This window comes from Hymenobacter sp. 102 (assembly GCF_049949205.1).
GTDB lineage: Bacteria > Bacteroidota > Bacteroidia > Cytophagales > Hymenobacteraceae > Hymenobacter.
Genome location: NZ_CP188172.1, coordinates 4,985,536 through 5,009,587, shown reverse-complemented (window position 1 = coordinate 5,009,587; position 24,052 = coordinate 4,985,536). Strand labels below are relative to the sequence as shown.

At 62.8% G+C, this 24,052-nt stretch carries 24 protein-coding genes and 1 pseudogene; 17 read left to right on the top strand and 8 right to left on the bottom strand.

From position 1 onward, the window contains the following. Window positions 1-35 precede the first annotated feature (35 nt). On the bottom strand, window positions 36-329 hold the full coding sequence (locus ACN19L_RS21755; protein WP_426491406.1) for a hypothetical protein: 294 nt from the start codon (window positions 327-329) through the stop codon (window positions 36-38). 683 nt (window positions 330-1,012) lie between these two features. Here ACN19L_RS21755 and ACN19L_RS21750 point away from each other — a divergent pair. Then, complete coding sequence (locus ACN19L_RS21750) at window positions 1,013-1,372, top strand: protein NO VEIN domain-containing protein (RefSeq protein WP_426493617.1); 360 nt, start codon at window positions 1,013-1,015, stop codon at window positions 1,370-1,372. A 19-nt stretch (window positions 1,373-1,391) separates the two neighbouring features. Here ACN19L_RS21750 and ACN19L_RS21745 read toward each other — a convergent pair whose 3' ends face one another. After that, a complete protein-coding gene (locus ACN19L_RS21745) occupies window positions 1,392-3,995 on the bottom strand; it encodes a toprim domain-containing protein (RefSeq protein ID WP_426491404.1) in 2,604 nt (867 codons plus the stop codon). Window positions 3,996-4,098: 103 nt separating this feature from the next. Next, window positions 4,099-4,509 (bottom strand): hypothetical protein, encoded by a 411-nt coding sequence (locus tag ACN19L_RS21740; RefSeq protein WP_149072666.1) that lies wholly within the window; start codon window positions 4,507-4,509, stop codon window positions 4,099-4,101. Window positions 4,510-4,796: 287 nt separating this feature from the next. Here ACN19L_RS21740 and ACN19L_RS21735 point away from each other — a divergent pair, with 287 nt between their 5' ends. From ACN19L_RS21735 to ACN19L_RS21685, 11 genes are all read left to right on the top strand, one after another. Beyond that, window positions 4,797-5,495 (top strand): hypothetical protein, encoded by a 699-nt coding sequence (locus ACN19L_RS21735; protein WP_426491458.1) that lies wholly within the window; start codon window positions 4,797-4,799, stop codon window positions 5,493-5,495. A 100-nt stretch (window positions 5,496-5,595) separates the two neighbouring features. After that, window positions 5,596-5,976, top strand: a complete 381-nt coding sequence (locus ACN19L_RS21730) for a DUF4134 domain-containing protein (protein ID WP_073288146.1) — start codon at window positions 5,596-5,598, stop codon at window positions 5,974-5,976. Between the two features lie 9 nt (window positions 5,977-5,985). Beyond that, complete coding sequence (locus ACN19L_RS21725) at window positions 5,986-6,315, top strand: hypothetical protein (protein ID WP_149072702.1); 330 nt, start codon at window positions 5,986-5,988, stop codon at window positions 6,313-6,315. Beyond that, a complete protein-coding gene (locus ACN19L_RS21720) occupies window positions 6,284-8,899 on the top strand; it encodes a type IV secretion system protein VirB4 (RefSeq protein ID WP_426491402.1) in 2,616 nt (871 codons plus the stop codon). The genes ACN19L_RS21725 and ACN19L_RS21720 overlap by 32 nt, the downstream gene beginning before the upstream one ends. Continuing rightward, window positions 8,896-10,011 (top strand): hypothetical protein, encoded by a 1,116-nt coding sequence (locus tag ACN19L_RS21715; protein ID WP_426491401.1) that lies wholly within the window; start codon window positions 8,896-8,898, stop codon window positions 10,009-10,011. The genes ACN19L_RS21720 and ACN19L_RS21715 overlap by 4 nt, the downstream gene beginning before the upstream one ends. Before the next feature lie 18 nt (window positions 10,012-10,029). Next, a complete protein-coding gene (locus ACN19L_RS21710) occupies window positions 10,030-10,590 on the top strand; it encodes a hypothetical protein (protein WP_426491457.1) in 561 nt (186 codons plus the stop codon). Window positions 10,591-10,718: 128 nt separating this feature from the next. After that, window positions 10,719-11,483, top strand: coding sequence for a conjugal transfer protein TraK (locus tag ACN19L_RS21705; RefSeq protein WP_426491399.1), 765 nt, complete (start codon window positions 10,719-10,721; stop codon window positions 11,481-11,483). A 29-nt stretch (window positions 11,484-11,512) separates the two neighbouring features. After that, window positions 11,513-12,415 (top strand): DUF4138 domain-containing protein, encoded by a 903-nt coding sequence (locus tag ACN19L_RS21700; RefSeq protein ID WP_426491398.1) that lies wholly within the window; start codon window positions 11,513-11,515, stop codon window positions 12,413-12,415. Between the two features lie 10 nt (window positions 12,416-12,425). Then, window positions 12,426-13,844 carry a conjugative transposon protein TraM gene (gene traM, locus ACN19L_RS21695; protein ID WP_426491397.1) on the top strand — a complete coding sequence of 473 codons (1,419 nt, stop codon included), beginning with the start codon at window positions 12,426-12,428 and terminating at the stop codon, window positions 13,842-13,844. A gap of 285 nt (window positions 13,845-14,129) precedes the next feature. Further along, window positions 14,130-14,753 (top strand): hypothetical protein, encoded by a 624-nt coding sequence (locus tag ACN19L_RS21690; protein WP_426491456.1) that lies wholly within the window; start codon window positions 14,130-14,132, stop codon window positions 14,751-14,753. A 6-nt stretch (window positions 14,754-14,759) separates the two neighbouring features. After that, window positions 14,760-15,299 (top strand): hypothetical protein, encoded by a 540-nt coding sequence (locus ACN19L_RS21685; RefSeq protein ID WP_426491455.1) that lies wholly within the window; start codon window positions 14,760-14,762, stop codon window positions 15,297-15,299. 141 nt (window positions 15,300-15,440) lie between these two features. Here the strand turns inward: ACN19L_RS21685 and ACN19L_RS21680 are convergent, their stop codons facing one another. Continuing rightward, on the bottom strand, window positions 15,441-15,569 hold the full coding sequence (locus ACN19L_RS21680) for a hypothetical protein (RefSeq protein WP_426493624.1): 129 nt from the start codon (window positions 15,567-15,569) through the stop codon (window positions 15,441-15,443). A 24-nt stretch (window positions 15,570-15,593) separates the two neighbouring features. Beyond that, window positions 15,594-18,504: pseudogene (locus ACN19L_RS21675) on the bottom strand (Tn3 family transposase); the annotation flags it as partial. A gap of 150 nt (window positions 18,505-18,654) precedes the next feature. On the opposite strand from ACN19L_RS21675, the gene ACN19L_RS21670 reads away from it, so the two are divergent. From ACN19L_RS21670 to ACN19L_RS21650, 5 genes are all read left to right on the top strand, one after another. Beyond that, window positions 18,655-19,266, top strand: a complete 612-nt coding sequence (locus tag ACN19L_RS21670) for a recombinase family protein (RefSeq protein WP_426491393.1) — start codon at window positions 18,655-18,657, stop codon at window positions 19,264-19,266. A gap of 28 nt (window positions 19,267-19,294) precedes the next feature. Continuing rightward, the gene (locus ACN19L_RS21665; protein ID WP_426491392.1) at window positions 19,295-20,140 is read left to right on the top strand and encodes a chromate resistance protein ChrB domain-containing protein; all 846 of its coding nucleotides are present in this window, start codon (window positions 19,295-19,297) and stop codon (window positions 20,138-20,140) included. 104 nt (window positions 20,141-20,244) lie between these two features. After that, window positions 20,245-21,057 carry a DUF2490 domain-containing protein gene (locus tag ACN19L_RS21660; protein ID WP_426491391.1) on the top strand — a complete coding sequence of 271 codons (813 nt, stop codon included), beginning with the start codon at window positions 20,245-20,247 and terminating at the stop codon, window positions 21,055-21,057. Between the two features lie 57 nt (window positions 21,058-21,114). Further along, on the top strand, window positions 21,115-21,693 hold the full coding sequence (locus ACN19L_RS21655; protein WP_426491454.1) for a DUF1259 domain-containing protein: 579 nt from the start codon (window positions 21,115-21,117) through the stop codon (window positions 21,691-21,693). Further along, window positions 21,578-22,150: a DUF1259 domain-containing protein gene (locus ACN19L_RS21650; RefSeq protein WP_426491453.1), complete on the top strand. Its 573-nt coding sequence runs from the start codon at window positions 21,578-21,580 to the stop codon at window positions 22,148-22,150. The genes ACN19L_RS21655 and ACN19L_RS21650 overlap by 116 nt, the downstream gene beginning before the upstream one ends. A gap of 48 nt (window positions 22,151-22,198) precedes the next feature. Here ACN19L_RS21650 and ACN19L_RS21645 read toward each other — a convergent pair whose 3' ends face one another. The 3 genes from ACN19L_RS21645 to ACN19L_RS21635 form a co-directional block, all read right to left on the bottom strand. Then, window positions 22,199-22,606, bottom strand: coding sequence for a hypothetical protein (locus tag ACN19L_RS21645; protein WP_426491389.1), 408 nt, complete (start codon window positions 22,604-22,606; stop codon window positions 22,199-22,201). A gap of 121 nt (window positions 22,607-22,727) precedes the next feature. Then, window positions 22,728-22,976, bottom strand: a complete 249-nt coding sequence (locus ACN19L_RS21640) for a hypothetical protein (RefSeq protein ID WP_426491452.1) — start codon at window positions 22,974-22,976, stop codon at window positions 22,728-22,730. Next, entirely contained in the window at window positions 22,973-23,959 is a 987-nt protein-coding gene (locus ACN19L_RS21635; protein WP_426491451.1) for an MFS transporter, read from the bottom strand. The genes ACN19L_RS21640 and ACN19L_RS21635 overlap by 4 nt, the downstream gene beginning before the upstream one ends. Window positions 23,960-24,052 lie beyond the last annotated feature (93 nt).

The following is a 24,052-nucleotide window of genomic DNA, read 5'->3' as shown; positions in this document are numbered from 1 at the left end:
GGCGGCCAGCAGCAGCCGGGTGGGCAGGCCGGTGCTCATGGCGCGGTCGGCCCGTCGGTGTAGGTGGGGTTGTTGGCTACCAGCACCAGGCTGTCGCGCTTCGGGAAATAGTCGAAGTCGAAAGCACTGCGCTGCAACGCGCCGGCCGGGTTTTTGGCCCGGTAGATGTGCTTTATGTGCACCATGTACACGTCGTGGCTGGTGAGCTTCCATTTGGCCAGGGCCAGGGTATCACGCAGCAGGGCAGCATAGTCCAGCGGTTGGGCTCGGGCCAAGTGATGCGCCCGGCCCTCATGACTCTGGTATTCTTCCGGGTCGACCGTTGGCATGGGTCTTTTGGGTAATCAGCTACCCTTTAAAAACACCCCGCGAAACGGTTATGCGGGGTGTTTTTGAGGCGATTTGGGTGAACTTTCGCTTACACCGATACCCAATCGTGGCGACCACCAGCTTTAGGACAGCCGTCACGGTCAGGAGCATTACTAGTGCCTTTGTTGCTCTCGGCTCCGCACTTTTTGCAGCGCCAGTAAACGTAAAAAAGTTCCTGTATCATCTTCATGGTGCTTGGTGCGTAATGTCGCCACGTTTGGTTGGTAAGGCCCGTTTTTTAGCGTGGGTGCTGGTCTCCACGGAGAGTTGGTGGGCTTGAGGTTGGCGCGCTTTCCTATTTTAACCCTCAACAACTTCCCAAACCTATCGCTCCCCCCCCTCCAAAGTTATGTGTAGTTAAACAAATTGGCAAAACCTCCGACTCGGAAGCCAAACAGCTTGAATGCTACTGATAAGGCATAAATGTGCCATAAGAGTAGCGAGGGTCGATAGTTTTACAAGCCCCTTAATACAATCGGAAGAAAATAGCCAAAACGAACGTCTGGTACGCCGACGATGAAGCCAACGTGGACTTTGTGCAGCAGGTGCAAGCCTACATTGCCAGGGGCGGGATACTTTCCCTCCAGCTACCCGAAATAAAGGCCAGTCGCCCAGGCAGCCCGACGTACTCAAACGGCTAGCCATCGAGCAAAAGGCTATTGAAACAACGTGGGACTACTATCAAAAGCTAGGGTACGACATAGAGTCCGTAGAAGCCGCGAAGGTCGGGTGGGACCTGACCGCTACCAACGGAAATGTCAGACTGAAGCTGGAGGTGAAAGGGCTATCCGGAACCGCCATTGCCGCCGAGCTGACGGCCAACGAGTACAGCAGTCTGTTGGCAGATAGCCCCAACTATCGGGTGTGCATGGTAACAAATGCGCTTACCAAGCCCCTGCTGCACATTTTCTCTTATTCTAAAACCGTTGACCTTTGGGTGAGTGAGGAAGGCCTTGAGTTGTCATTTGAAAAAGTCACCAGCGCCCGGGTGTTTGCGGGGTAGTCGGCCGAAACCGCCGCACTCACCGCGTGATTTCCGTATTCCGCGCCGGCGTGGCCACCTCCTGACTTTTGCTTAGCTCGCGCCGCTCGGCCCGGTCGCTGCTGTGCTCCACAACGTGGCTACCGGGCTGCTCTGCCACTGCGTCCAGCGTGTGGCTAATCCGGCTAAGCTCCGGCTGGTCGGTGCGGTAAGTGACTTTCATTTCCGAGTGGCGGATACCATCGTTAGCGGTGGTGCTCTGAATGTCGCCGGCTTTGGCTCCGCTGCCGATAACCGCGGCCTGTACGGCCTCGGCCTGGCCCCGCTCGCCTGGGGTAATGGCGGGCTCATCCACTTTGATGATTACTTGCTTTTCGCTGCTTAGCGCATTAGCCGTAGATTCCAGCGGCGGTTTATCAGCCACATCCAGGCTACGGTCCCGGTTGTGGGGCTGAATGGGAGCAACTTCGGCTGCCGCCTGGCGCGCTGCCTGGTTGGCTTCGCTCTCCGCTACCCGCACACCAGCATACTGCTCCCGCCCAGCCTCGGCGCGGGCGTTGGTATTCGTCACAATGGCGTGAATGATGGCAATATCGGGCTGGTCGTTGCGGTAGGTCATGTCGAACTCCGCCCGCCGGATGCCCTGCTCATCCACGGTGCTGCGAATCTCACTCGTCCGCATCGAGTAGCCGGAATTATCCAGAATTTCCTTCCAGGCTTCGGCGCGGCCGGTGGTGTTGGGCTCCAACTCATCGATTTGCCAGGTTGCTACCTTCACCTCCGCCTGGGCTACCGGCAGGTCGGCTGCCGCCGGGCGCGCCGCGAAGCGGGCCTGGTCGCGTAGCTCAGCCTGCTCGGCCTCATCAACTTTGCGGCCGGTAGGAGGGGGGTTATCGTTGATGTACTCCTTTAGCAGCACTAGGCCCGCATCACGGGCGTGCACGAACTGCGCCGTGTGCGCTGCCGCTTCCTGCTCGGTTCGGTAAGAGCGGAACGGCTGCTCCGCATCCTGGCGGCCGGCGTCAGCGACTGCCCCTCCCATCATTGCCTGATTGAAGCGACGGTCCTCCTCCTGCTGCTCGGCCTGGCTTTCGGGGCTGTTGTCGTCTGCCCGCTGCTGCCGCTGCCGCTCGTCGTACTGGCGGCGGGTTTCCTGCTCGGCGCGCTCCATCGCGGCGGAGCGGGCGTACTCTGCCTGTCGCTGCTGCTCGCGCTGGTCACGCTCGGCGGCGCGCTGCTGCTCGTCCAGCTGCGCCTGGGCGCGGATTTGCTCGGCGCTCAGGCCTTGCGCCGTTAGCTCCAGCTCCCGGTTCCAGTCTTTGGCCTGCGGATAATCGACCCGAATGAAAGTCTCCTGGCCGCGCTCCTGCTCAGGCCGCAGCTGCTCCCGCTGGCGATACAGCTCCTGGCTGATTACTTCGAGCTGGGCGGTATCGGCCTTGGCCACCGACAGGCGCAGAACGGTTTCCCGCTCGGTGCTGCGCTGCACTTCCAGCTCAATGGTAGGGCCGGCTTCCTGGGTGCCGTTCATCCGGGCTACCCGCTCGGTCAGCTGCTGCACCTGGGCTGCCCCGCTCTCGGCGCTGTCGTGGCGGTAGCTCACTTTCAGGGCCGTGTGGTACTTGTCCGACGTGGCATGCCATTCCACTGGTCGACTGGCTTCTTTGTATGCTTCCTGGTCGGCTACGGGAACCAGCGGGCGGGCCGGGTGCAGCTCGTTCATGTAGTTCATGTTGAACTGCCGCCCGCCGGCGTCGCGGTCATTGGCCAGCACGATTTCCTTGGGCTCCTGCTTGTCAATCACCCGCTGAATCAGGGCCACCTGCGCTTCGGTGGGCGTGCCGCTGGTAGCCACGTAAAGCGTGTTCCGGGGGGCCTGCGCGTGCTTCAGCTGGTAGTGAGAGAGGGAGTCAATGGCCGATTCGGACACGACCACCCGCTCGACCGGCGTATCCTTACCCTGGGTGGGGTGCGATACCCAGATGCCGTTTTTGGGCAGCGGCAGCAGGTTTTTGTAGTGCTCGTTCTTCTGCTCGACGCTGGCCAAGCCCTGCTCGTTGTAGAGCGGGAAAGCGGTGTTCTTGTGCTCGTTCTGCTGCGCGGTGAAGATGCGCCCCTGAAAGGCCGGGCTGTCAATCGTGCTATCGGTAATACTCCGGCTGTGCAGGTAGCTGCGGTCGGTTAGCTCCTTATTCACGCCCAGCACCTCGGCAATGAGGCGCGTTTTGCGGTCTTCCTGCTGCTGGCGCTCATGGTCGGGGTCGCCCACGGGCAGGGCATTGAGTCGGCTCACCTCCAACGGGGCGGTGTAGACACGGGCTGGGACAGGCCCGTCATGCAGATACTCGCGTAGCTGCTGGCGAACCTGCCCCAAATTCAATCCGTGGCCGTTGCCGCCCCGGGTTTTCGCGAAATCAATAACGCTGCCCTTGTCCCGGTCGTCGCCGGTGTTCAGGTATACCTGGTGGTCGGCCTTGCGGGTGACAATGAGCACTTCCCCGTCTTTTTCGAGCTGGTGCCAGTCGCCGCGCTTGCCTTCCTTCCTGACTTGGTAGCCTTGCCGCTCGGCGTAGTCTACGAGGTCGATGTCACGCTTGAACCGGTCAAGCTCGGTGGGGTCGTTTTCTCGAATAGGGGCATTCATCGCGGGGAGCTTACAAGTGGTCGTTGATGACCAGTAGCTCCGGGCGGGGAAGGGCAGACGGGAATGAGTCCGCCTGGCTACCCAGAAAACTATCCGGTCGAGGTTACGGGGCTGGGGCTGCCGATGCGCCGGCGGCGTGCTCGGTGCCGGGCAGGGGAGGGGTGCCGCTGTCGAAGCACTTCAACTGCTTCTGGAAAGTGGTCAGGGCCTCCTGGCTGGGAAATAGAAAGCGCGGGCTCTCGCTGTTGGGCGGAATCCTGATTAGCTCAGTGGCCACGTCGAGGTTGCGGAGCAAGCGCTGCAGCAGGCGGGGCTCTTCGCGCTTCAGGGAGTTGTTTTTTAGTCCTACAATACTGGTGTAGGGCAGCTCATGCTGCTCGCAGAACGATTTCAGCTCCCCTTTAGGAAGCATCAGCAGGCGGAATTGGGCATAGCGTAAAACGTCGGCATAAGGGACGGTGAGATTTAGGTCGGGAAAGCCCAAGGGGGCCGAAATGTGTGCAGATGGTACCATGCAAGAGGTGGCTTTGTGAGGGTGAACAGGTGTGCTAGTAGACCTAACGAGAGGCATAATCTACAAAGACACGAATTCAAGCCATTCGCTGCAAATGGCTAATACAAAACCCGCAATGGTACCCCGCGCTCCGGTAGCAGCTCAACAGCAGTTGGCTCGGCCTAAACGCGGTTGCCCATCCCTAACGAAGAAACTTATCAGAAGTTTTACAGAATATTAAAAGAATCATTTTAGAAATCTTTCAGAACTCTTTCAGAACACAAACCGTAAGCAGGGCTCATATGAAAATGGCCTTTATCGTTGTGTTCACCTTGTTTTTACTGTTTGCCCTGTCCGGCTTGGCCTGGCGGCGCATCAAGAGTAAGAGCAAGCCGGCTGACCTCGTGGCCAAGAGCAACCACCACTCGGTGTGGTCTTTTCATTATGGCCCCGCAACTATTCTACCTTCCCGGGAGGTAGTCGCGCCAAGTCCGCCGCCGGCTACCGGCAATGCGCTGGCCCGGCTCATGCCCGACGAGGACCAGCGGGTACAGCAAGAGCAGGCCCGGGCCGCAGCGGCAGCTGACAGCGAAGCGACCAAGAACCGCACCGCTGAACAGGCGCAACAGCCAGACACGCCGGGGCTGGCTTCCGGCAAAGATGCCGCAGCGGCCCCGCTGCAGTCCTCGCGCCACGCGCCCGGCGCAAAGGTGAATGTGCTGGATATACTCGGCACTGATAGGCCTGCGCCCACAGTAGCACCGGCCACAGCCGAAGCGGCGACAGTTGCCGACAGCGAACCGGCCGAGCCAGAAGCGGCCAGGGAAGCCACCGTGCCCCAGGCCATCTACAGCAACCCGCTCACGGAAGCCACGCGCACCAAGAATGATGAGGCCAACCGCAAAGCCGCCGCAGAGCTGAGAAAAAGCAACCGGGCGGCCCTCCGCAACGGCACCGATAGCCAGAAAGCCGCCCTGACCGCCCTCATCAAGGAAGGCTCCGCCTAGCCATGCATCCCTCCGGCACTACACCTTATTTCCGCGCTCTTTCTGCCCTGCTTTTCGGGCGATAAGCGCCCTGCTTCCTTCCCCTTTTTTTCTTACTCCTATGCTCAACAAACCCCTCAATCTGGCGGCAAACCTGGTGGTAGCCGGCAAAGCCTACCAACCTTCCAAGCTGGAGCAGCGCGGCTACGCGCTGCTGACGGTGCTGGCCCTCTCCACCGGCGCGGCGCGGGCGCAAAGCGCCGAAGCGGCCCTCACCCAGGTCAAGGAAAAGGTGATTGGCATCGTGCAGGTCATCTTCGCAATCATCCTGATTATCGGCCTGATTCGGGTGGTAATGAAGTTTATCCAGGGCTCACCCGACGCGCTGGGCTCCTTAGGCTGGCTGGTGGGCGGGGTGCTGCTTTGGTTCGGCTTCCAGCTCTTCAAGGACGATTTGGTCAGCGCCGTGGGTGGCAGCGACGGGGGTGGTATCACCGACTAGGCCGCTGCTATGCGTTCCTACAAATCCATTGAGCGCCCCGCGCAGGTGCTGGGCATGAACCTGCAGGACCTGGGGCTGCTGGTGGGCCTGTTCATCGGCTCCGTGCTGCTGCTGGGCTTCCTGGGCATGGCCGTCAAGATTCCGCGCATGGTCTATCTGGTGGTCATCCTCACGGAAGTGGGCCTGATTCTGAGCCTGCGCTACCTCACCCGCACGCAAGCTCCCGGCTTCCTGATGGGCTGGCTCTCCTACACCTTCATCCAGCCCCGCCGCCTGGCGGTGGGCTCCCTTCCCATTCCCACTCTTCATGGCAAAAAAACCAAAAACGGCCGCGTTTGACGCCGTGATGCCCGTGCACAGCTTCGAGGGCGACAAGGTGGTCTTCAAAGATGGTCGCGTCGCGGTGGGCTTCGCTATTGAGCCGGCCGAGATGGAAAGCTGGACGGTGGATGACTACGAGGCCTTCCAGACCGCGCTGGTGGGCGTGCTGCGGCCCCTGCCCGTGGGCACCATTGCGCAGAAAACCGACATCTACTACGACCGGCCCTACCGCGAGGATAAAACCCAGCAGACCTACTTCGAGGGCAAGATGAACAAGCACTTCTTCGAGCGGCTGGTGCTGTTTCAGAAGTCCTACCTATTTCTCTCCTTCGCCCCGGTGGCCGTGAAAGCGCCCCGCACCAACGCCGTGAATGCCTTGGTGGCCCGCGCCGGCGAAGCGCTGATGAAAAACCCCTTCGCGCAACTCGTTCAGACCCTCGAATTGGCCGAGGCCAGCGCCGTAGAATTCGTGCAGGGCATCAAGAACCTGGGCGGCGTTGCGTTTGAGCGCCTCGGCGGGAGGGAGATGCACCAGCTTTACCTGCAGTATTTCAACCTCAGCTTTGATGGCCAGCCTACCCGGCAGGAGCGTGAGATTGGCAACGACATGGGCGCGCTCAGCGTGGGCGAGCACCGGGTAAACATTCTCTCGATGGTGGGTCAGGGCAGCGAGGCCCACCCGGCGGTGAAGAACAGCTACGGCGTCACCGCGCCCATGCTCTACCCGCTCACCCACGTCCTGCAGTGCCCGCACATTCTGACGCAGGCGCTGCTGGTTCAGGATACCCGCGCCGAGCTTAGCTCGCTGGATACCGACCGCAAGCTCAATGCCTCGCTCTCGTTTCTCTCCACGCAGGACAATGCGCTGCGGGCGGCGGAGGTTGAGGAATTTACCGCCGAGGTGCGGGCCGAAAACAAGCAGATTGTGGGCCTGCACCTCTCCCTGCTACTGTGGGATACCAACGACACCAGCCGCCGGGAAAACGTGGAGCGGGCCACGGCCGCCTTTCGATACATGTTCGGTACCGAGAGCGTGGTGGAAAGCTACCTGGCCCTGCCCGTGTTCTTCGGCCTGCTGCCCGGCAACGCCTACCAAGTGCCGGACCGCTGGCTGACCTGCTCGTCGGACCGGGGCGCGTGCTACACCCACTGGACGGCCACCTACAAAACCGACCCGGTGGGCGAGTACCTCACCGACAGGTTCCGCAATCTGGTGCAGGTAAACCTCTTCAACACGGCCCTGGACAATCAGAACGCCATTGTCATCGGCCCTTCTGGCTCGGGCAAGAGCTACACCTTCGGCAACCTGATTGTGCAGCGCTTCGAGAAGGGTGCCCGGCAAATCATCATGGACGTGGGCGGCACCTACCGCAACGTGCTGCAGTCGCTCAACGGCGAGGACTTCGATAACACCTACTTCGAGTACGACCCGCAGCGGCCCATCGAGTTCAACCCCTTTGTGGTGCCCCGCGACGCTTCGGGCAAGTGGCTCTACAACGACGAGAAAACCAACTTCCACCTGGCCCTGCTCGCCGCCCTGTGGAAGGGCGGCAAGGATACCGGGCTGGACAAGTCGGAGCGCACCATCCTATCGCGCTTTCTGATTGAGTACTACGCCTGCCTGAACGAAAGTGACCGTCTGAACCAGAAGGACGAGGAGTTTCCCGGCATGGAAAGCTTCTACCGCTTCGTGGAGCAGTTCGACCACGAGATGCAGAAGCCCGTGGCCGTGCCCGGCGACGGGGTGGAGCCCGACCCGCTGGACGGGGCCCGCCGGCAGTACCAGAAAAACCTGAAGTACATCGACATGCACCAGTTCTTCCTGGTGCTGGGCCAGTACATCACCGGCGGCCGCTACGAGCGGGTGCTCAACGCCAAGCGCGACGTGGACTTGTCGGAGTACCGGCTCATCTGCTTTGACTTGGCCAAGGTGCAAGCCGACCCCGACCTCTACCCGGTGGTGGCCATGCTCATCACCGAGCTAAGCCTGGACCTGTTCCGCAAGTTTCCCGACGACATCAAGTACATCGCCCTGGACGAGGCCTGGACCATGCTCTCGGGCGTGCTCTCGGAGTTCATCGAGTCGATGTACCGCACCATCCGCAAAACCAACGGCTCGGTCACCATCATCACCCAGGGCATCACCGAGATTACCAGCAGCAAAATCGGGCCGGCCATCATCAACAACTCGGCCACCAAGATTATCCTGCGCCACGTCAACCCCGACTCGCTGGCCCAGCTGCAGGCCCCGCTGGGCCTGACCGGCCACGAGATGGATTTGATTAAGTCGGTGCGCTCCACCGAGGCGCTGCGCGAGATATTCATCAAGCAGGGCGCGAAGGGCAAGATATTCGGGGTGGAGGCCTCGCCGCAGCTCGACGCCATCCTGACCTCCAAGCCCGTGGAGCGCAACTACCTCAACAAGCTGGTCAAGTTCTATCAGCAGACCAACCTGAAGCCGGTGCTCGACCGAAACGGCCGGCCGAAGCTGGACGCCGAGGGCAACACGCAATACGAGCCCGTGAAGGTGCAGCGGCTGGACTACGCCGTTGACCAGTTTGTGGAGGATAAACAGGCCCGCAAGGGCGTCCTGGCCCAATGAGCAGCCTGTACCTAATGGTCGCCTACGGGGCCGACCCGGGCTTTCTGAGCGCCTGCGACCAGACCCTGCAAATCGTGCTGCGCGCCTGCCGCTACATCACGCCCACCTTCATGCTCATTGCCCTGCTCTACACCATCGGGCGCGGCTTTATCTCGGGCAACGGGCTGGCCATGGACTGGGGCCCCATCATCAAGGCAGTATGGATATTCTTCCTGCTCTTCTTCTATAAGGAGCTGATTGACACGCTTAGCTCGGGCATTGCCGGGTTCACCCGCATGTTTGCCACCCCAGACGGCTCCACGGCCGCTTCGGCACTGGGCGCGACCATCAGCACCTCGGAAACGCTCTCGCAGAAAACGGTGGTGGAGCAAGGGGCGCAGGAAATAGCCAACCTGCTCAAAACCATCACCTCGTTCAGCCTGACCAACATTCTGCTGCAGCTGGTGACCGGGGAAGTGGTGCTGCTGATTCGGCAAATCATGCAGTTCATCCAGCAGTTCATTCTGGGATTCCTGTTCGTGTGCGGCCCCATTTCCCTGTGCCTGTCGGTGGTGCCGGCCTTTGGCCAGCTGGCCATCAAGTGGCTGCAGAACTTCCTGGCCGTGCAGTTCTGGGGGCTCTCGTTCGCCCTACTGGATTTGCTCTACACCTTCTACACGGCTTCCAACACCACGTTTGGCGGGGTTTTCTCCGCCCCGGTGGCGGCGGAGTCGGATACCCGCCAGCTGATTGTCTCGGTGGCTTTCATCATGCTCTACCTCATGGTGCCTTACCTGACGAGCCTGTTTATCGGCTCCTCGGCCGCGCAAGGGTTCGTGGGCTCCGTGGTGGGCATGGCCACTTCGGCGGCAGCGGCGGCGGCCGGTGTTTCGGCTGGCATGGCCGGCGGCGGCCACGGCGTGTCCGGGGCCATCGGCCGGGCCATGAGCAGCAGCAGCTCCTCGGGCGGGGGCAGCTCCGGCGGGGGCAATAGTGGGGGTGGCGGCTCAGCCGACCCTAGCCCGGCCCCAAGCGGCGGCAGCTCGGCCTCGGCGGGCCTGCCCTCCATTACCATGTCCGATGCCCTCAATCCTTCCTACCGGCAACGGCCTTCCGGGCTGTGGACGGCCTAACCAATCCCCTCCTTTCCGATGAACTATCCCACCCGCTACCTGGCCCTGCTGACCCTGGGCCTGGCCACTGCCTGTCAATCCAAAGAAGAAAAAGCCAACGCGGCCCTCGCCGACGCGCTAGAAGCGCAAGCGGAAAGCCCCGCTGAGCAGGCCCGTATGGCGGCGCAAAAAGCGGCTTACGCGCTGCCCCCGGCCCGGCCGGCCTCGGCGGTTGACGTGCGGGCCGGCGTGGAGCAGCTGCTGCCGGCCGAAGGCTACCTGGAGCTGGTGTCGGTGAAGGGGCAGGCCCTGCAGCCCATCACGCTCGGCCTGCCCCCTATGTGGCGCATCGGGGTGAAGCCGGGCTACCCCAAAGTAGGCCCCGGCTACAAGATTCCGTTCGAGGCGGTGCTGCGCTGGAAGCCCACGGGCTACGTGGAGACCAAGCCCAAATCGGCCTTGCTGGTGCTGCAGACGCCAAAAGACTCGCTGATGCGCTTCTACATCTCGGAGATGAGCGTGGGCAGCAAGGTCGTGCAGGTGCGGCCCGGGAGCCCATCACGGTGCAGGGGTGCTCTACACCTACCTCGACCGGGATAATGCGCAGCGGCTGCTGGTGTACCCCTACCAAGAAAAGCAAGTGTATCTGCCCCTGGCCAACTAAGGGCAGTGGGGAAGAAAGCCCCGGCCTTAAAAACCTCCTCTCGTTGACTTAATCAGCCTTTTTAATGGACTCCGCCAAAAACCTAAGTACCTCATTCTCCACCATGCGCAACCTGGCGATGGGGAGCGTCCTGGCCCTGCTGCTCGTGTCGCTGGCGGCGGGCTTTCTGGTGTACCGCGCCTACGAGAACAGCGGCCGGCGCGTGTACGTGGTAGGCCAAACCGGCTCGGTGGCCGCCCTCTCCGCGCCCAGCACCGAAACCCACACGCCCTATGAGGCCCGCAACCTGGTGCGCAACTTCATGCAGACCATGTTCGGCCACGACCAATACACCTACAAAACCAATCTGGACGCGGCCCTGCCCCTGATTGAGGGCCGCGGCGGCCGGCGCATCTACGACGGCTTCACGCGGGGCCAGGTGCTGCAGAACTACGAGCGGTACGCCGCCCGCAACGTGGTAACAGTCGACAGCGTGAGCATCGACATGAACCACCGCCCCTGGTCGGGCCGGGTGTATATCAAGCAGCGCATCTTCATCGGGGGTGAGCAGAAAGAGCCCCTGCCGCTGGCTGCCAAGTTCAACCTGACGGAAACCAACCGCTCCGATGCCAACCCCTACGGGATGCTCATCACCAACTTCGACTACATCCCCTACAACCCGCAGGTGTCGCGGGAGGAGATACAGGCACTGAAGGAGCAGGAAGCCGACCGGCAGCGGGCCCTGCTGGAAGCCCAGCGCAGCGCCGGGGCCCTGGCTCCGGCAGCCGGCGACGCGCCCGCCCCGGCAGCAACTCCGGTTACACCCGCCGCCCCCGCAGCGGGCAACTAATCCTATCCTTTCTCCAAGCGCATCGCACTATGTTTTCCAAGCTTTTGCTGGCCTTGAGCCTGCCCCTGCTGCTGGCGTCGGCCACGTCAGCCCAATCCTCCACGGCCGTGCTGCGGCCCGCCGCGGCACCACCGGCGGCCCCGGCGCTGCTGGACGTGGCCGTGTCCGACAGCTCCACTACTTACCTCGTTTTCGGCGGCCCCGTGTCGCTGGTCGACGTGGGCATGGCCAACAACTACCTGGTGAAGATTGAAGCTAACGCCGTGTTCGTGCGCGCCCGCCGCAAGTCCGCGCCGCCCACGCCCATCCTCATCCGCTACGGCTCCAAGTACTGGATGGGCCGCCTCGTGTACGTGAACCGGCCGGTGCTGCAGCTCTACGACTTTCAGAAAGACGGTGCGCTGAGCGTGAGCGGCGGCAGCAGCGAGGGCACGGCGGCCGGCGCGGCCCCGGAGAATGAGTTAGCCCTAGACAAGGAGCGGGAGAAGAAAGCGGCCGTGGAGGGCAAGCTCAGCCAGCTGCGCAAAACGCGGGAAGAGCACCAGGCCGTGGCCGTCGTCGACAACGACCTAGTACTGTCGCTGGCCAACGTGCGCAACGACAAGGATTTTACCTACCTGCGCTTCAAGGTCATCAACCACTCGGCCATTGACTACAACGTCGATTTCACCGACTTCCAGCTGGTGGAAAACGCCCATAAGAAGTTTCTGGCCCGCAAGAAGAACGAAGCGCGCCGGCCGCTGGCTCCCTCGGGCGGCTTAGCCAACCAAGTGGTTACGGGCCGCACCACCGGCTATCTAACCTATGCTATTCCGCTCTACGCGGCCACCGACCGGGGCTACCTGGAAGTGACCCTGCGAGAGCTGAACGGGGCGCGGGTTCTGGTGCTGCCAGTGCCTTCGCGGGTCATCAATCGAGCCTCTACCATCTAACGCCGCTGCTATGGAACCCGCAAATCCCCACACCCAACCCCCAGCCATGGGCTCCGCGCCGCACGACGACGCGGAGCACTTCGGCCCGCAGCGGCCTGCCCCCGCCGGCCAGCCCAAGGCCACGCCGCTGGAAACGCTGCGCAACAACTGGCTACTCCTGACCGGCCTGCTGGTGCTGCTGGTCGGCATGGGCCTGTTTCTCTGGCTGCGCTCCGCCACTCAGGCCGCGCAGCAGAAGAAGGAAGTCGTAGCGGCAGCCTCGGAAAACATCGAGCCCGAGATTAAGGCGGCCCCCACGGCGGCGGCAGAGCCAGTGTCGCCCTCCGCGCAGATAGAGCAGCAGCGCCGGCTGGAGCAGGAAGCCCAAAGCACGCCCACCCGCCTCAATACCGACGAGGTCGCGGAAGCCTTCGTGGCCGATACGATGGGGCAGGCCCAGCGGCGGAAGCAGCGGGCGGCGGCCCTCACGGCGGCAGCGCGCCGCCGGCAGGAGGAAGCCCGCCTCGCCGCGGCCGACGTGGACACCATTGAAGCCACGGTGCAGGACCCCGCAACGGGCTCGTACCATGCCCAGACGCTGGTGGTGCCCCGGCGGCGGCCGGGCCAGGTAGCCGGCAGCGTTGCCCGCCAGACCAGCTCCGGCGCGGCGCGCAGGGCGCGGGCCGCGCTGCTGCCGGCGACCGACACCGACGGCACCCCGTTTGAAACCGACCCGGACGTGCTGGCCATGCTGAGCACATCTCCGCCCGAAACCCGCGCCGCCTACGAGCGCATAACCGGCAAGCGCTACCGCGACCCCAGGGCCGTCGCGCAGACGTTGGCCAGCCGCACCAGCGCGCCCGGTATGGATGGCTTTAATACTGTCAAGGCCGCGGGCTCCGCTCGGATGATGGCCCAGAGCAGCCAGGTGGAGCTGGTGCCCGACGTCTTTTTCAAGTGCGTCATCAACGGCGAGCAAAAGGTGCGAACCGGCTCCGTGGTGCTGCTGCGGCTGCAGGAAGACGCCGTGGTGTCGGGCGTGACCTTCCCAAAGAATACCGTCTTCGCCGCCGTTGCCACCGTGGGTACCAACAATGTGATGCTGGAAGTCAACCGCCTCGGGCCCAACCGGGTCGCGGCCAGCATCTACGACTACAACTACATGCCCGGCATCATGATTGACCCCGTGAAGCGGGTAGCCAAAGATGCCAGCCTCGCTGGCCAGGACCTGCAGCAGCAGTCCATGCAGGAGGTCAGCACCGCCATTGACCGCTCCGCCTCGGCGGCCAACTCGGTGGTGGGCGTGGGCGGACGCGTGGCCATGGGCGTGCTCAGTCGGCCCAAAACCCGCACCAAGCTGCGGGACGTGCTGCTGCCCGACGGCTACCCCATCCTGATTACTACGGCTGCCGCCGGCCAAATGGGGTCGGCTACGGCGTCGGGACGCTAATCCTTTCATCAATTCTACGACAATGAAAAAGACTCTTTTTCCGGCCCTGGCGGCCGTTGCGCTGCTGCTGGCCCCGGCCGGTCAGGCCTGGGCGCAGATGGTGGTGAATGACCCGCTGCACATGGGTGTGCAGATTGGCGAGTTTGCCAAGCGCCTGCAGCAGTGGTCCTCCACGGTGCAGAATTACCAGGTAGTAAAGGACGCCCGTCAGATTGCCGGCGTTACGAAGGACATCACCAGCGAGGTTCGCAGCCTCACCCAGGAGGGCTCGACCTGCAGAAGCAGGTGCAGGCTGATCTGCGGAAGGTGCAGAGCATTCAGGACTTGCGGCTCTCCAACCCGCAGGAGCTGTTTGCGCGGGCCCTGGCCATGTCCGGCCGCAGCCAGACCAACCAGATGATGCCCGTCTACGCCAAGGCCCAGCGCCTGCGCCAAGCCCTGCAGCTGACCAACCCCGTGCAAGACGTGAATACGATGTACGACGTGTTCTCGCGCTTCGGCACCAGCTCGGCCGACCCCAACGGCAACATGACCAGCGACCAGTACCAAGCCAAGCGCGAGGAATCCACGGTTTCCCTGTTTGCAGCCGAAGAGATGATGGCCAAGCGCAAGCTGGCCATGGCGGTGAACTACTACAAGATTGCCGACGAGATGACCGCGCAAAGCGTGGAAATGCAGGCCACGCTGAAGAATCCGGGCCGCTACGCCATGACGGAAGGGGAGCGGATAGCTGCCCTGAACTCCTCGAACGACAACCTGATTAAGGCTATGCAGCTGCGCGAGCAGGGCGACCGGCTGTTCATGGAAGCCTCGCAGTCCGGCCCTGCCCACCAGGCCGCCGAAGCAGTGTACGCTTCGACCCTCAGCCGGAACGCTCTGATTAAAATGGACCGTGCACGGCCGCGCTAGCATCTTATGAAAAAGCTCCTGTTAGTGGTGCTCCTGCTCGCGGGGGTCGGCATTCTGCCGGCCTCCGCCCAGCGGCACGTCAAGCACCTGGCCTCTTGGGGGGCACACCTCGGCCGCTCCGAAACCGGCAACTACTATGAGTTGAGCTATATGCCCATGCTCACCAACCACCTGGCCCTGCGCCTGAGCGGGGGCTATGAGCACGGCACCCTTACTACTCGCGGCGAATACTCGGTGTATCAGGGCCGGGTTCTGCTCTCGCCCCAGCTATTCCGCCTCGGGGAGGTGGCCTACGTGCATCTGCTGGTGGGGGCTGGCGCGGGCTACGAGTGGACCAACCAGAACGGCACTGGGGAGATGATGACCGGTGCGAAAGAGCCGCAGCGCTTCACTTACGGCCCCCAGATAGGAGCCGAAGCGGATTTCTTCCTCGGCAACCGGCTCTCGCTCGTGGCCACGGGCACCAAAGGCTACCTGTTCAATAATCCGTTGGTCGACCAGTGGCCAGGCTTGGCCAGCGTTGGCCTGCGGTATCACTTTCGCTAATCACTCCTTCTAACCTATGAAACAACTTGCCTATCTACTGCTGAGCTGCGCGGCTCTGGTCACTAGCTGCTCGAAAGACAACGATGCCACGCCCTCCGGCCCGAAAGAGTATCGGCCTTGGTTAAAAGTTTGGTCCAAAAATTACATAGTGGGCGAGTCCATGTGCCAATCAGTCGTCAGCCAGGCCTGCACATCAAACTGAAGGGCATCCGTTAAGGCCTCATCGGAGAAATCGAACTCCCCTTGCAGGTTGAGGTGCTGCCAGCTCACGGGGGAGGTGCGGGCAATAGCATCGGCCACGGCCTGACGCTCGGCAACCGGCGTCTGAAACAGCTGCTGGTTCAGGTACAGGCAGTTCCAGCAGACGATCACGTTCTGTACCAACCGCTTGCAGGCGTCGGCCAGCTGATGCTCCTCTTTGCCGGCGTAGCGCAACTGGCCGCTTTGCCCATAAAAGACAGCCCGGGCGAAATGGTGCGCGCTTTCGAGCTTGTCCAACTGGTCGTCGATGCGTTTGCGCAGGTCCTGGTCGTCCATGTAGCGCAGCAAAAACTCCGCGCACGGCCCGGCCCAGTTCGCGCAGGGCTACATACAGGGGATGCTGGTGCGCGTAGGAATTGAGGCGCTTGAGCACAGTGGAGGCCGTTACGTGCTTGAGCTTCAGACTCACCACCAGGCGCAGCATCGTCTCCCAGTGGGCCTCGATAAGGTGCCGGTCCAGCGGCTTGCCCAGGCGCAGGCCGACTGCTGCAACGTCGGGGGCGCCCATGCCGGCGAACAGGTACAGCAGTTGCTCCTGGAAGGACTGGATGCGGGGGGCAAACTCGATGCCTAACAGGGCCGTCAGGGCGAAATTGACCTCCGTAAACCCATGCGTGTCGGTGGAGTGCAGCGCGGACTCGACCACCTCGTTGTGCAGCAGGCCATCGACCATGTACGGGGCCTCCCGCTCCGCCGAGCTGAAGGCGGCGGAATGGAACAGGCGGTGACGGTCATCAATGAAGCTGTAGAAGACGAGCCCCTTTTCCTGCCCGAAGTACTTGTAGGAGTAATTGGCGTGGATCGAGTCCACCGCCACGTAGTATTTCTGGCCATCCGATGCCGTGTGCACTGGCTGGTCGGGAACCCGCCGGAACAAGCGGCTGACCGGCAGCTTGCCCGTCAGGGCAATCACCGCGTCATTGGCTCGGCGCACGTTTTCCAGCGCAAAATACCAGTTGACCGTATTCTCCAGCGTGGCCTGCGCCACGTGTTTGGTGGCATGGGCCATGCGCGTCAAGCCCAGATTGCAGCCGTAGGCCATCACGCCCGCAAAGAACACCCGGTCGGCGGGACGGGGCGGGCGATGCCGCGGGTTCCAGTGCTCGAGGCAGTCGGTAAAGCGGCACTGCTGGTTGACCGTATGCAGCACTTCGTGCAAGGCAATCTGCCCTGGCCCCGGAAACAGCGGCCGGCTCCCGGCGGGCGCGTCTTCGGCCGCACGGGCCGGGGTCAGAAAATACGGCCGGCCACCGGCCCGCTGCCGCACGCCGGGATTTGTGCCGGCCGTCAAGCGGTCCAGGGTACGGGTGATGCTGGTAGCTAATCGGTCCTGGAGCGCGTCCAGCCACGGCCCGGCAGCAGCCAAGTGCGAGAGGCTGGCCTGAAACAGCCAGTGGTCCCGCTGTGCGGCCCACGCCGCCGCGTCGAGCAGATAGGCCTCGAAGGGACGGTAGCTGAGCGACTGCACCAGGTTGAGTTTGCCAGCTTTTAAGTGGTCCGCCACGTGCCCGGCCAATAGAGCCTTGTAGAGCGATACAGGACTCTCCGCCTGCTGCAAGGCCGCCCGCTCAGCGGCTTTGAGGAACGCCGTTGGGGGGTGGTTACCCAGCTGTCCGTCGCGCATCCGATAGTGGACCAACGCCTGGGCCAACGGGCTGTCGGAAGGGCCTTCATAGGCTACCGTACGCAAAATATCGCCGAGCCGGCGCTGTAGTGCCCGGGAACGCTCCTCAATGACGCGGAAATACGGGTCATAGCCGCCTCCACTCGTGCGCCGCAACTGCTGGGCGGCCAAGCGCAACTGCCCAAACGCCGCTACGGACGGGGTATGCAACCAGGCCAGCAGCGCGGCTACCTTGTCCGCATTGGTTCGATCAAAGGCAAACGCCATCCGCTCCAGTTCCTGGAGGGCGGCACCGTGCGTGACAACCCCGTCGAGCACCTGCTGCAGCTGCGCGGCCGTATCTTGTTGCTGGCGGTAGACCCGCTGCTGGGTGTCGCGTTGGGCGGCGTTGCGGTGAGTCTGCACGGCCTGCAGCAGGGTGTCGGTGAGCAGGTCGCCCACCTGATAGTATTGATACACCACGAAACAGAGCACCATCAGGTATTTCTTCTCCGCTTGCTGCTGCACCTGGAAGACCTGGGCCCGCTCGACGTAGCGGGCATAGTAGCGGACCAGTTCGTCCGACAGCGCCAATGCCTGCACGACGGGCTGTACCTGCTTAAATAAGGATTGCAGCACGGCATAGTCCTGCACATTCGCACGGATGGCCGCCGGGCGCATCAGCTCCAGGCTGCGCTTGAGCGTGGTGAGGCGGTACGGCCGGTGCGCATGGGCCGGCTCATCGTCGGCGGTGGTGAACAAAGCGTCCAATCGCTGCCGCAACGTCGGCGTCAGCAACAGGGCCAACTGGGCCGTGACCTGCTGGTCAACGGCGCGAAAGGCATCGGTGACCACCCCGGCCAGGGCCGCGTAAGTGGGCACTTCCCACCGGTGGGACCGCAGATAATCGGCTACGGTGCGGAAGACGGCGGCCGGGTTGGGCTGCTGACGGGCGAAATGGATGGCTTGCTGCTGCACCAAGACCAGCACGTCAGCAAAGGGGCGCACCCCGAAGTGGTGCAAGAGCACAGGCCGGTGGCGGAAGCTGGCTACGTTTTCGTACCGGCTCCAGTCCACGGCCCCCAACTGGAACCGCTGCTGGACGTAGGCCCGGTCGGCGGCCATGAACTGCTCCACGGGAAAAAACCGGCCGGCGGCCTTAAAATAGCCGAGCTGCAGAATGAAGCCGCCGCGCATGTGGGGTGCCGTCATGGGTTGGAGCACAGCCGCGGTCCATTCAGGCAGGGCAAAAAATAACTCGCGTTGCAGCGGCGTAAACGGGGGCGGGGCGTCGAACGCCCGGCGCTGAGCCGTGTCGAGCAAGGGTAGGGTACGGGCCATCGGGTGTCTCGCGAAACGGACGTTTTACCGAGGCATCTGTCCCGGCCGGTTCGTTGCGCGCCAACCTACCCAAAAATTGTCTCATTTCCTGTTCTCACGAATCAATAACTCACTATCTTCGGCCTCGTTGACTTTGTGAGAATAATCCGCATGATGTACGGCTACGCCCGAGTGAGCACCCCCGACCAGCAGGTGTATTTGCAGACCGATGCGCTGCGAGCGTACGGCTGCGCTGAAGTAGTAGAGGAAAAAGTCTCTTCCGGGAAAGAGCGCCCGGCTTTGCAGCGGCTGCTGACGCAACTGCGCGCGAGTGATACGCTGGTGGTGTGGAAACTTGACCGGCTGGGCCGTTCCTTGAAAGAGTTGGTGACACTGGTGACCGGGTTTCAGGCAAAGGGCGTACAGTTTGTCAGCTTGCACGACCACCTGGATACCACTACCGCCCAGGGACGCCTGATGTTCAACCTGTTTGCTTCCTTGGCCGAGTTTGAACGGGATATTATCCGCGAGCGAACCACGGCCGGGCTGACGGCCGCCCGTGCCCGGGGTCGTCAAGGCGGCCGACCGAAAGGCCTGTCGAAACAAGCGCTGGCCAAGGCGCAGGCCGCCAAGACGCTGTATCTCCAGCAAGACAAAACCGTGGCCGAAATCGGGCAACTGCTCGGCGTTGGCCGGGCAACCATTTACCGGTACTTAGCCCACTTAGGCGTTCCTACGGGCAGCCAGGCCATTGTTGGCGCACCATCCTCCCCGGTGGTTTGAGGGCCGTAATTGCATTGTTCTCTTGCCCATGCACTGGATTACCCGCGAGCGTCCCAAGATTGACCGGCTGGCCTGCCCCTGGCTGATTCTACGCTTCATCGACCCGGCCGCTGAAATCATCTACGTGCCCGCGGCGGAGGTAACGGCCACGGCCGAGCGCACCGGCGCCATTCCGTTTGACGTGCCGGGGGTGGAGTTCACCCACTACGGGGCGGAATGTACTTTCGACTATTTCCTGCGCAAGTACCAGCTGAGCGACCCAGCCCTGCTGGCCATGGCGCCGGTGGTGCGCGGCGCCGACACCGACAACCACGCCCTGGCCCAGCAGGCGGCCGGGCTGTGGGCCATTTCGGCCGGGCTGGCCTACAACATCCGCGACGACCAGCAACTGTTGCAGCAGGGGCTGGTGCTCTACGACGCGCTTTATACCTGGGCCCAACACTTGCAGGGGCAGGCCCACACCCAGCAGCCCGAGGAGCAGCTGTTGGTGCAGGTATACACCGCTTACCTGCAGCGCGCCAAGGACCGCAATGCCCCGCCCCCGGCGTGGACCGTGCAGCTGCGCGAGCTGATCCAGGACCACCTCGACACGAACCTGGCGCTGCGCCTGACGGAGGTGGCCGAAACCCTACAGGTCAACCCGACCTACCTCTCTCGCGAGTTTGCCCGGTATTTCGACGACCTTTCCTTTGGGGAGTATATTCGTAAGATGCGCATCGACAAGGCCCTGCAGCTGTTGGATACGACCACCTACCCGGTGGGCGAAATTGCCTACCTGACGGGCTTTTCCGACCAAAGCCACTTCACCCGCATTTTCAAGCAGCACACCGGCCAGAGCCCCGCCGCCTACCGCCGGAAACGCACGGCGAGGTAAAGATTCTACCAACGGAAAATTCCGTTCTATTTTTCCCACTAGGCGGGCCGTAGCATTGCCGTCGGGTGGTGCCTCTCGCGTGAAGGGAGCAGCAGCCGGACCTGATGCGCAACCGACTTTCCTTTCTTACTTCGACCTGGCAGGGCCCCGTGGTGCTCGGGGGTCTGGGGCTGCTGCTGGCCCTGCCGGCGCGGGCGCAGAAGCAGTTCGTGCGTGAGCAGCAGACTTGGGTGGGCTACTTCAACCAGACGCGCTTCTCCCAGCACTGGGGCACCTGGACCGACCTGCATGTGCGGCTGCACGACCACTTCGTGCAGGCCCTGTTTCAAACGGTGGCCCGCGGCGGGCTCACATACTACCTCACCGACGATGTGCGTCTGACTGGCGGCTACGCCTACGTGCACCACTTCCCCGACGGGGCCCGCACCATCGGGCAGGCCGAGCACCGGCCCTGGCAACAGGTGCAGTGGTTCACCCGCTTTCCGCAGGCCCGGCTGATGCAATGGGTGCGGCTGGAAGAACGGTTTCGGCGTCATATCGTGCAGAACGAGCGCACCGACGCATTCGACTTCAACTGGCGCACCCGCTACAACCTGGCGCTGTTTCTGCCGCTGACCAAGCGCCGGTTTGAGCCCGGCGGCCTGCAACTGCTGCTCAACGACGAGCTGATGGTGAACCTGGGCCGGGAAATCCGCTACAACTACTTCGACCAGAACCGGGCCTTCGCCGGGCTGGTGTACCAGGTCAGCAAGCAGGCCCAGCTGCACGCGGGCTACATGCACCTGTTTCAGCAGCTGCCGGCCGGCGACACCTACCGCAACCAGCACACCATTCGCCTGTTTTTCTTCCATAACCTCGATTTTTGCCCCGCGCCGGCCGCCGTTCCGCTGGCTGTACCACCAGCCCCGCCGGGCTAAGGCGGCGCCCGTAAAGGGGCATAGCAACGCCCCATCAACCTACTAGCCCCACCCGCCATGGACCATCTACTTTCCCGCCGCGACGCGCTACGCGCCACCGCCCTGCTCGGCGCCACCTCCCTGCTACACCCCGCCGACTCGCTGGCTGCGGCGGCTGCCCCCGGCAAGGGCAAGACGCCCCCGCTGGCTGCGCCCGACCAGGCCGCCATCGACGCCGCTCTGGGCAAGAAGGGTACCTACAACGAGGCCCAGGCCACGCACGTGGTGAGTCTACCGCGCAACGACCTGAACATGCGCATCAAGGGCGAGCCGGTGCCCATTCCCTTCGGCTTCGGCGGCTGGATGGCTATCAAGCACACGCTCGATGGCAAGTCGGCCATGCTCATGAGCGACACGGTGCTGCTGCAGGAGGAAGTGGCCCCCCTGATGGACGCGGCCCACGCCAACGGGCTGGAAGTGGGGGCGGTGCACAACCACTTCTTCTACGAGGAGCCGCGCATCTTCTACATGCACGTGCGGCATGGGCAGCCCGGCCGAGCTGGCGCAGAAGTTTGCCGCCACGCTGAAAAATTCCAAGCTGCTGCCCGCCAACCAGCCCGCCTCGGCCGCCGCGCCCAGTGCCGCGACGGGCAATAATGGAACGCCGGCCGCCCCGGCAGCCCCCACGGGCAAGGAGCTGTTCGACCTGCCGGCGCTGGACAAGCTGGTGGGGGCCCAGGGCACCGTTAACGGGCCCACCTATAAGTATACCATCGGCCGTGAAGACCTGCAGGTGGTGATGATGAACACGGAAATGACGGCCGCCATCGGGCTGAACTCCTGGGCCGCGTTTGCCGGCAAGCAGGACGATGCCCACATCGCCGGCGACATTGCCATGCTCGAAGGCGAAGTCAATCCCGTCATCAAAGCCCTGCGCGCGCACAAGCTGGAAGTGGTGGCCGTGCACAACCACATGCTTTTTGACCAGCCCCGCATGGTGTTCCTGCACTACTACGGCCGGGGCCCGGCCGCGCAGCTGGCCGCCGGCTTCCGCTTGGCCCTCAACCAGCTAGGTAAAAGCAAGCCACAGCACATGCCTGGCACGGAGCATTAGGCGGGCACTGTATTGTTCAATACAGCGCAGACTGCGCACAGACAACACTTACTGCTGCCGCAGCCACTCCAGGGCGCTGCCTTCGTTGTCAAACCACCGATACACCGGATAGGGAGTCATAACCCGCATACTGACATTTGTGCTGGCTAGGCGAGCAAATACTTCATGAGAGGGCAGAACAGCGGCGTAACGATATCCCCCGTCGCGCAGAGCCCGCGGCAACCACTCGTGCAGCAACCATTCCTGCTCGGGCGGCGGAATGGGCATCATCAGGCGTTGATCGGCCAAGACTTTGCCGCTACCACTGGCGAGTAATAGCCGCAGCACCTGTTCCAATACGGCCCGGAATTCCGCTGGTTGATACCGGTGAGAAGTCCAGGTAACGCGTACTATCAACTCCGCGTCGAGTTGCAGTGAGGCGGCAGGTAACTGTATTGCAGAATCCGGGAATAGCATACGGCACGAGTGGTAAAGTGCGCGAAAATACCACCTCTTAGTAAACCAAGCGCTGGAATAGCCCGCAAGAATACGATTAACAGGAAAATGTGTCTCCTCCAGCGCAGCGAGCAACAAACACTCAGGGTTTTCGTGGCTCCGATGGCCTCATGGCTTGCCACGTGAATAACCAAGAACCAGCAAGCAGCAGCAGGCCCAGCAGCCCACCCCACCAAAATGAGTGGGTGGGGAAACGGGTACCCAGCCAGCCGGCCAGCGGGTAGGCGAAAGCCCACCACAGGTGGCTCCAGGCGAAGTGCGCCCCATACACCCGGCCCTGGTATTCCTCGGGTGTTTGCTCGGCAATGATGGTTTGCGTGGCAAGATTCACCGCGTTTTGTCCGGCCCCGGCCAGCAGCCAAAGCGCCAGTAGTCCCCCAGCCTCGCGTAATTGGCCGGCAGCACCGCTAAGGTGGTGAGCAGGGCCCCAGCCAGCAGAAACGTGGCATGGGCCACCCGCTTGGCCAGGCCTCCAGCCAGCAGAGCGGCGGCCGTGGCCCCGATGCCGAAGGCGGCCATCACCCAGCCGTAAGCCGCGTCGCCCAGGCCCAGGCGGCCCTTCACGTCGCCCACAGTGTTCACCAGAATCAGGGCTCCGCTCACAGCGGCCCCCAACTCCAGCAATAGGGCGTAGCGCATCGGGCCGTCGCTCCAGAGGCGGCGCGTGCCCACCAGCAGGTTCGGCACGGTGATGCGCTGTTCATCTTGGTTTTCGTTCTCGGCGCGCAGGCGGGCGGGCAGGGTCAGAATCAGCACGCCGGATAAGAGAAACGAAACGGCATCCACAAAGAAGATGTCGCGGGCGCCGAGTAGGACTGCCACGCCGCCGGCCAGGCCCGGCCCGAGTACACCCAGCAACTCCTGAGTAGCACTGGCCAGACTCAGGGCGGGCGCCAGCTCCTCGTCGGTCGTGACGGCCGGCAACGTAGCCTGAAAGGTGGGCGTGAAAAACGCGGTGAAGGCGTTAACGGTAAACATCAGCGCATAGACCTGCCACACCTGCGTGACGAAGGGCAGCAGAGCAATGACCATCATGCGCACCGCGTCGGCAGTGACCATAATGATCTTACGGTTGAAGCGGTCGGCCAGCAGACCAGCCAGCGGTGAGAGAACCACGAAGGCCGTCACGCGTAGCGTCAGGGCAAAGGCCAGCACGCCGGCCGATTCGGCTCCGCCTAGCTCGTAGGCCAGCAGGGCCAACCCCACCCAGGTCAGCGCGTCACCGAAGAGGCTGATGGTCTGAGCCGCGTACAGGCGGGCGAAGACCGGGTTTCGTAATGTCTGGAAAGGCGCGAGTAAGGTAGCGACAGGCATAGCAGCAAGTGTGATGCGTGACCGTGTACGTGCCAGCCGCCAGGACAGCCAGGCAAACAGCATACGACACTTACACCACCCGGCGGCTGCGGA

What these genes read in the sequence shown, in the direction of transcription:
- ACN19L_RS21755 (WP_426491406.1), bottom strand. Translation starts at nt 329, where the DNA reads ATGCCAACGGTCGACCCGGAAGAATACCAGAGTCATGAGGGCCGGGCG.
- ACN19L_RS21745 (WP_426491404.1), bottom strand. Translation starts at nt 3,995, where the DNA reads ATGAATGCCCCTATTCGAGAAAACGACCCCACCGAGCTTGACCGGTTC.
- ACN19L_RS21740 (WP_149072666.1), bottom strand. Translation starts at nt 4,509, where the DNA reads ATGGTACCATCTGCACACATTTCGGCCCCCTTGGGCTTTCCCGACCTA.
- ACN19L_RS21735 (WP_426491458.1), top strand. Translation starts at nt 4,797, where the DNA reads ATGGCCTTTATCGTTGTGTTCACCTTGTTTTTACTGTTTGCCCTGTCC.
- ACN19L_RS21730 (WP_073288146.1), top strand. Translation starts at nt 5,596, where the DNA reads ATGCTCAACAAACCCCTCAATCTGGCGGCAAACCTGGTGGTAGCCGGC.
- ACN19L_RS21725 (WP_149072702.1), top strand. Translation starts at nt 5,986, where the DNA reads ATGCGTTCCTACAAATCCATTGAGCGCCCCGCGCAGGTGCTGGGCATG.
- ACN19L_RS21720 (WP_426491402.1), top strand. Translation starts at nt 6,284, where the DNA reads ATGGCAAAAAAACCAAAAACGGCCGCGTTTGACGCCGTGATGCCCGTG.
- ACN19L_RS21715 (WP_426491401.1), top strand. Translation starts at nt 8,896, where the DNA reads ATGAGCAGCCTGTACCTAATGGTCGCCTACGGGGCCGACCCGGGCTTT.
- ACN19L_RS21710 (WP_426491457.1), top strand. Translation starts at nt 10,030, where the DNA reads ATGAACTATCCCACCCGCTACCTGGCCCTGCTGACCCTGGGCCTGGCC.
- ACN19L_RS21705 (WP_426491399.1), top strand. Translation starts at nt 10,719, where the DNA reads ATGGACTCCGCCAAAAACCTAAGTACCTCATTCTCCACCATGCGCAAC.
- ACN19L_RS21700 (WP_426491398.1), top strand. Translation starts at nt 11,513, where the DNA reads ATGTTTTCCAAGCTTTTGCTGGCCTTGAGCCTGCCCCTGCTGCTGGCG.
- traM (WP_426491397.1), top strand. Translation starts at nt 12,426, where the DNA reads ATGGAACCCGCAAATCCCCACACCCAACCCCCAGCCATGGGCTCCGCG.
- ACN19L_RS21685 (WP_426491455.1), top strand. Translation starts at nt 14,760, where the DNA reads ATGAAAAAGCTCCTGTTAGTGGTGCTCCTGCTCGCGGGGGTCGGCATT.
- ACN19L_RS21670 (WP_426491393.1), top strand. Translation starts at nt 18,655, where the DNA reads ATGATGTACGGCTACGCCCGAGTGAGCACCCCCGACCAGCAGGTGTAT.
- ACN19L_RS21665 (WP_426491392.1), top strand. Translation starts at nt 19,295, where the DNA reads ATGCACTGGATTACCCGCGAGCGTCCCAAGATTGACCGGCTGGCCTGC.
- ACN19L_RS21660 (WP_426491391.1), top strand. Translation starts at nt 20,245, where the DNA reads ATGCGCAACCGACTTTCCTTTCTTACTTCGACCTGGCAGGGCCCCGTG.
- ACN19L_RS21655 (WP_426491454.1), top strand. Translation starts at nt 21,115, where the DNA reads ATGGACCATCTACTTTCCCGCCGCGACGCGCTACGCGCCACCGCCCTG.
- ACN19L_RS21650 (WP_426491453.1), top strand. Translation starts at nt 21,578, where the DNA reads ATGGGCAGCCCGGCCGAGCTGGCGCAGAAGTTTGCCGCCACGCTGAAA.
- ACN19L_RS21645 (WP_426491389.1), bottom strand. Translation starts at nt 22,606, where the DNA reads ATGCTATTCCCGGATTCTGCAATACAGTTACCTGCCGCCTCACTGCAA.
- ACN19L_RS21635 (WP_426491451.1), bottom strand. Translation starts at nt 23,959, where the DNA reads ATGCCTGTCGCTACCTTACTCGCGCCTTTCCAGACATTACGAAACCCG.